This window comes from Pseudoduganella namucuonensis, assembly GCF_900116645.1.
Lineage (GTDB): Bacteria > Pseudomonadota > Gammaproteobacteria > Burkholderiales > Burkholderiaceae_D > Rugamonas > Rugamonas namucuonensis.
Window position 1 is genome coordinate 1 of sequence record NZ_FPBO01000087.1, and the last position, 4,949, is coordinate 4,949.

At 60.5% G+C, this 4,949-nt stretch carries 9 protein-coding genes and 1 tRNA gene; 4 read left to right on the plus strand and 6 right to left on the minus strand.

Annotated elements, in window-relative coordinates:
• Positions 1–8: 8 nt before the first annotated feature.
• Together BM436_RS35625 and BM436_RS35630 are read right to left on the minus strand one after the other, a co-directional pair.
• On the minus strand, positions 9–320 hold the full coding sequence (locus BM436_RS35625; RefSeq protein ID WP_307667136.1) for a DUF5372 family protein: 312 nt from the start codon (positions 318–320) through the stop codon (positions 9–11).
• Between the two features lie 112 nt (positions 321–432).
• A complete protein-coding gene (locus BM436_RS35630; RefSeq protein ID WP_218165006.1) occupies positions 433–999 on the minus strand; it encodes a response regulator in 567 nt (188 codons plus the stop codon).
• A gap of 257 nt (positions 1,000–1,256) precedes the next feature.
• Here BM436_RS35630 and BM436_RS37455 point away from each other — a divergent pair, with 257 nt between their 5' ends.
• The 3 genes from BM436_RS37455 to BM436_RS35640 are packed head-to-tail and all read left to right on the plus strand — an operon-like array spanning position 1,257 to position 2,103.
• Positions 1,257–1,397, plus strand: a complete 141-nt coding sequence (locus tag BM436_RS37455; protein WP_177307847.1) for a hypothetical protein — start codon at positions 1,257–1,259, stop codon at positions 1,395–1,397.
• A gap of 56 nt (positions 1,398–1,453) precedes the next feature.
• The gene (locus BM436_RS35635; RefSeq protein ID WP_093561650.1) at positions 1,454–1,732 is read left to right on the plus strand and encodes a hypothetical protein; all 279 of its coding nucleotides are present in this window, start codon (positions 1,454–1,456) and stop codon (positions 1,730–1,732) included.
• 35 nt (positions 1,733–1,767) lie between these two features.
• Complete coding sequence (locus tag BM436_RS35640) at positions 1,768–2,103, plus strand: hypothetical protein (RefSeq protein WP_093561651.1); 336 nt, start codon at positions 1,768–1,770, stop codon at positions 2,101–2,103.
• Here BM436_RS35640 and BM436_RS37460 read toward each other — a convergent pair.
• The 3 genes from BM436_RS37460 to BM436_RS35655 all read right to left on the minus strand — a co-directional run bounded on the left by BM436_RS37460 (position 2,087) and on the right by BM436_RS35655 (position 4,067).
• The gene (locus tag BM436_RS37460; RefSeq protein WP_177307849.1) at positions 2,087–2,263 is read right to left on the minus strand and encodes a hypothetical protein; all 177 of its coding nucleotides are present in this window, start codon (positions 2,261–2,263) and stop codon (positions 2,087–2,089) included. The two genes, BM436_RS35640 and BM436_RS37460, sit on opposite strands and share 17 nt — an antisense overlap.
• Positions 2,264–2,945: 682 nt before the next feature.
• Positions 2,946–3,038: transfer RNA gene (locus BM436_RS35650), tRNA-Ser, on the minus strand.
• 111 nt (positions 3,039–3,149) lie between these two features.
• The gene (locus BM436_RS35655) at positions 3,150–4,067 is read right to left on the minus strand and encodes a LysR family transcriptional regulator (protein WP_093561653.1); all 918 of its coding nucleotides are present in this window, start codon (positions 4,065–4,067) and stop codon (positions 3,150–3,152) included.
• A 99-nt stretch (positions 4,068–4,166) separates the two neighbouring features.
• On the opposite strand from BM436_RS35655, the gene BM436_RS35660 reads away from it, so the two are divergent.
• Entirely contained in the window at positions 4,167–4,595 is a 429-nt protein-coding gene (locus tag BM436_RS35660) for a tellurite resistance TerB family protein (RefSeq protein WP_093561654.1), read from the plus strand.
• An 8-nt stretch (positions 4,596–4,603) separates the two neighbouring features.
• Here the strand turns inward: BM436_RS35660 and BM436_RS35665 are convergent.
• A partial coding sequence (locus BM436_RS35665) for an IS1595 family transposase (RefSeq protein ID WP_143133522.1) occupies positions 4,604–4,949 on the minus strand: 346 nt, incomplete at its 5' end.

Here is a 4,949-nt window from a genome sequence, read left to right on the forward strand (position 1 = left end):
GGCAAAATTTACTTGACGCCATGCGTAATCTGGATCGTCAGCTCATCCACCAGCGCACGAAGGTTGCGCAGGTCGTCGGTACGAAACCAGGAACCACCCGTATCGCCCTGCGTGTATGCATCGGCCCGATCAATGTTCGTCCATGAGGACAGCATGGACATCATCTGGCCATCGGCGTTGTAGAACATCACGCGGTCCTCTCCCCAGTTTTTCCGGCGAGTGAGCACATGGATTCGTAGTCCCCGTTGGGGGTGAAATGGGTGGGTGATTTCAACTGTTATGGGCGTGCAGTCGTCGCCATGGCAAGCAGTTGCTGACAGACGATAACGGCATGGTCGAGCGTGTCATCCGTACCTTGAAGGAGCAGTGCACGCGTTAGCCGCGTAACCTGAGCAGAGTCTGCTGGGTCATTACATATGGCCCGCTCCAGTCTCAGGCCGCATACAACTGTTGCACCGCCGCCAGAAGCGCTTCATTGCTGAATGGTTTGCGCAGCACCCCGTAGGCGCCCAGCGCCAAGGCTTCCTGCAAGCGCTGCTCCGTATCGGCCGAGACGACCAGGATCCTGGTTGGTACCGCCAGCTCCGCCGTCTGCATGAAACGCAGCACGGCCATGCCGTCGGTGCCTGGCATGCGCAAATCCAGGGTCATGACGCCCGGCTTGAAAGTCGGCAGCAATGCCCCGGCCTCGAAGCCATTGGACGCGATCGCCGTCTCGAACCCGGCCATGTGCAGTACGCGCGCGATGGCGCGGGCCATCGCCGGCTCATCGTCGGCGATCAATATGCGGCGCGGCAAGGCGGCGGGGATGGACCTGTCCGGGATATTGTTTTCCAGCATGAACCGGCGCAAGTCCTCACCCAACACGCGTTTGTCGCCCCGCCCCGGCAATTTATAGGCGGGCAGCAGACCGCGCTCTATCCAGCGCGATACCGTCCGGAAATTGACCCCACAGATCCGCGCCGCCTCGCCTGTGGTTAAAACGTCTGGCATGCTCATCGGCTTTCATCCTGTTCGTTAAGTCCTGTTTGACAGGATAGTCAGGTTGGTCTAAATTGGCAATAGGCCATTGCATAACGGCACAACCATAACAAGCAGTTCACCGTGAGGACACCATGGGAAACTATGCTTTGGATGCAGGATGCTCGGAACATGAATCCATCATGTTTGCTTCCCGATGCCGCCGAAATGGATACCGGCCCGAGCAATTCCGGGTCAGCGCCGACCCTCCCTGCGAGTCATCTGGCGCGCCTCCGTTGTCACGCACTATCCTAATCACCCTGGTGGAGCGCGGCGTCTGGCGCCGCTACCGCCTGAACGGTTTTTCCAGCTGGCTCGATGATTTCGAGCAAGACCTGCACGCCGGATGGTTCACCTCGTGGGTTGACGGCGAGTAAGCTTAGGGCGGGGACACCCGCATGCCACAACCTTTTTCACATCATCAGGAGCAATCATGCGGACCCCACCATCGCTGCTCAGCGACCCCGACTACAATCCCAACCGGCTGCTCGATGAAGTGCTGGCGCAACTATCCCTGAAAAACGACGCCGCTTTATCACGCTCGCTTGGCGTCAGCCCGCCCATCTTGAGCAAGGTCAGGCACCGCAGGATGCCCGTGGCGGCCTGGATGATCATCCAGATTCACGACGCGACCGAAATGAGCATAGACGAAATCCGCGCTTTGCTGGGGGTGCCGGTGGCGCGGCGGCAGCGCCCCGCCGCTGCGGAATGAGCGCGTCAAGCGCCGCATATTGAGAAGGGCAAAAAATGGCTGAATCATCACAAAAAGCGCTGCTCACGATCAACGAGAGCATGTTCTATCGCTTGCTGGAGGGGCCAGGCGAAGTGCAGGTCGACATGGTCATGATCGACCGGTATTTCCTGCCGTTCGTCTCTTACCGCGACTGCGCGGAGCAGGCGCAGCGGCGCTTCGGCTTAATTCTGCGCAACGGCACTGACTTGCTGGCGGCGGAAACAGCGGACGACTTGATCCGGCTCCTGCGCGACATGGCGGGCATGCGCGGCTCCCTGAAAATCCGGCGCCCGGTCCCGCCGTCGCGTTCGTTCACCGCCCGCGCCTGGGGACTCACTCTGCCCTGGTGAGCGCAATCAGCTTGCCGTTCGCCTCGTTCTCCAAGCCCGGAGCGCGCCAGGTGATCTCGTACCGGTGCGCGGCTATGTCGGCCAGCAAGCCGGCCGCCGGCTGTTCGCGCGCGGCCCGGTGCATGTTCTTTTCGCTCCACTCCCCCTTAATCTCGTCCAAAGCCACGCCGCCATAGTCGCGGCAAATGTCCCTGGCCGAACACAAGGAACCATCCTTCAAATTGCAGAAGCAGATGCAGGTACGGTTGGTGCGAATGAACGGCGTACCGTCCCGCGCCCGAAGCCGCCTGCCCGGCCTCAACTCCTCAAGCCACACCAGCAGCGGAGCGCACAACGCGTCATACGGCGCGTCCGCCCTCCCCTCCCTCCGGTGGATTCCAGTCCATGCGTTTCATGATGACCTCCCTCCTCACATGATTGCCGGTTCGCGGAAAACCGTTGATCCGCGCGCGCCGTGGTTGAACACGCCAGGATTCAGCGGAGCTCTGCCGGGAAATGGTGACAAAAAGCCGCAGAATTGCGGCTTTTTTTAGCAGCTAATTCCACATAGCGAAAAAATCTAGCCTAACTGCTGACCTACGTGGTGCCAAAACCACCGCGAAAGAGTGCCAAAACGCGCGCCTCGCTACAGAATCCCACCGTCTCCGCTCGGTCGGGTACTCTCAGGGATAGATGACGCATGCGTCGCGCGCCCTCGGCGCGCGGGGCTGCCGCGCAGCGGCAGCAATTGGGCGATTCGGAGAGCCTCCGCCCCCCTTTAGGGGGGCTCCGTCTTCGAATCCCACCGTTCCGTCCAGAACAACGAAAAAAGCCTCCCGCAGGGGAGGCTTTTTTCGTTGTTCTGGCGGAGACGGTGGGATTCGAACCCACGATACAGGTATAAGCCGTATGCATCCTTAGCAGGGATGTGCCTTCGGCCACTCGGCCACGTCTCCTAGTCGATCTCTCAACTATGTCTTCCGCTTTGCATTTCCGCGTCACATCAGACGAGCGCTATAGTAATGGCCCCGCCGGAATTGGTCAAGGTTGCCCACTACTTTTTTTCATTATTCTACTCTCCCTTCTTCTCCCTCCTTTTGGAACAGCGCTCCTGCTTGCTCCAGTATCCGCCGCACCGCCGGGTGCCGCTCTTTGCGTTCGACCGAGATGGCGTAGAAATGTTCAACAATGGCGTCTATCGTGCCCACCGCTTCGAGTCCGTATTCGCTCCGCACCGCTTCGCCTAGCACCGTGGGGGCGACGATGAAGCCGGTCCCGGCCCGCGCAAAGGATTTGAGGAGCGCGTCGTCGTCGAATTCGCCAACGATGATGGGCTTGAGGTTGTGCTCTTCCAGCCAACTGTGCAGCTGGCTCTGTATCGTGGCGTCGGGACCGGGCAGCAGGAAGGGGACGTTCTTCAGCCGCCCGGGAAAGCCGCCCGGCCAGGCGCGGCATAGCTCGGGATGGCCGAACACGGTCAGCGTGCTGGACCCGAGCAGCTGGGTGTAGCCGCGTATCGCGCCGCCCGTCGGCAGGCCTTTGTCGGAGATGACGAGGTCGATCTTGTGCGCCGTCAGGTCCAGCATCAGGTCGTCGAAGCGCCCTTCGCGGCAGATCAGCCGCATGGCCAGGCCGGCCTCCCTCGCCGGCTGCAGCAGCCGGAAGGCCATCACCTTGGGGATCATGTCGGAGATGCCGACACGCAGCGTTTCCGTCTCCGAGAACATGCCGCGCCGCACCGCCTGCTCGAGCTCGTTGCCCAGGCTGAAGATCTGCTCGGCGTAGCGATACACGGTCTTGCCCGCCTTCGTCAGTTCCAGCCCCCTGCCCTTTTTCCGCAGCAGCGGTTCGCCCAACTGCTCTTCCAGCAGTTGCAGCTGCATGCTGATCGCTTGCGCCGTCACGTGCAGGCGCTCGGCGGCCTGGGCCACCGTGCCGTGCGTGGCGACCGCGTGGAAGTAGTGCAAGTGCTTGTAGTTCAACACGGAAACCTCAATAAAACTTACTGATTTTTAAAGTTTAATCGATTTTACTTTCGTATCGTGCGCTCTTACAGTTGATGCATCTCAAAACACACGGAGCAGATGATGAAAGTTTATGACGATGACAGTCCCGAAGCCCTTAGCCGCATCCTGGCGCTGACGATGGTGGTCGACGGCCACGTGGCCCCCGCCGAGGTGCGGGCGATGTACCAGGCGCCTTTCCTGGCCCGCGTGGGGGTCGACGCGGACACCTTCGACGCCACGATGCGGGAGCTGTGCGAAGACTTGCTGCTGTCGGCCGACAACCGCAACGGGAGTTTTATCGAGATCGGTCCGGAACAGGTGGAGGCGATGCTGGCCGAGATCGGCGCCGGGGATCTTCGAATGAACTTGCTGAGGACGATGATCGACATCGTCTACGCGGACGGCCACGTCGACGAGCGGGAGACCATCCTGGTGCAGAGCGCGGCGCGCGCGTGGTTCGGACGGCCGCTGCCGCTGGCGGAGGCGCTGGCGGCCGCCGAGGGCTAAAAAAAAGGCTATGTCGCGGCTAGGTGTGGAAATACGCCGACCGCTGCTTTCAGTAGTGTCGTTGGTGTATTGATGCGCTGAGCATCCAGTGCCCACCGCCATCCCAGGTAGTTGGGGAGGTAGTGCGTTGCGACGCCATGAAATCGCGCCAACCATTGGCGACAGCGACTGTGATAAGCATTGACGTTTTGTACGTGGATTGCGCCCCTTACTCGCTGTTTCGCCTTCAGGTTGATCACTTCGTGAGTAATCTGAGCTTCGCTAGCGAAGTAGCGATAAGCAGCGTTGGAATCACTGACCAGTAACACGTCCTTGTCGATCACTGGCCGCAAATATTGATGGAGCTGGCCTTTG

Bases quoted from the DNA above. Each gene is read 5' to 3' on its own strand.
- BM436_RS35635 (WP_093561650.1), top strand. From the start codon at position 1,454: ATGCGGACCCCACCATCGCTGCTCAGCGACCCCGACTACAATCCCAAC.
- BM436_RS35640 (WP_093561651.1), top strand. From the start codon at position 1,768: ATGGCTGAATCATCACAAAAAGCGCTGCTCACGATCAACGAGAGCATG.
- BM436_RS35630 (WP_218165006.1), bottom strand. From the start codon at position 999: ATGAGCATGCCAGACGTTTTAACCACAGGCGAGGCGGCGCGGATCTGT.
- BM436_RS35660 (WP_093561654.1), top strand. From the start codon at position 4,167: ATGATGAAAGTTTATGACGATGACAGTCCCGAAGCCCTTAGCCGCATC.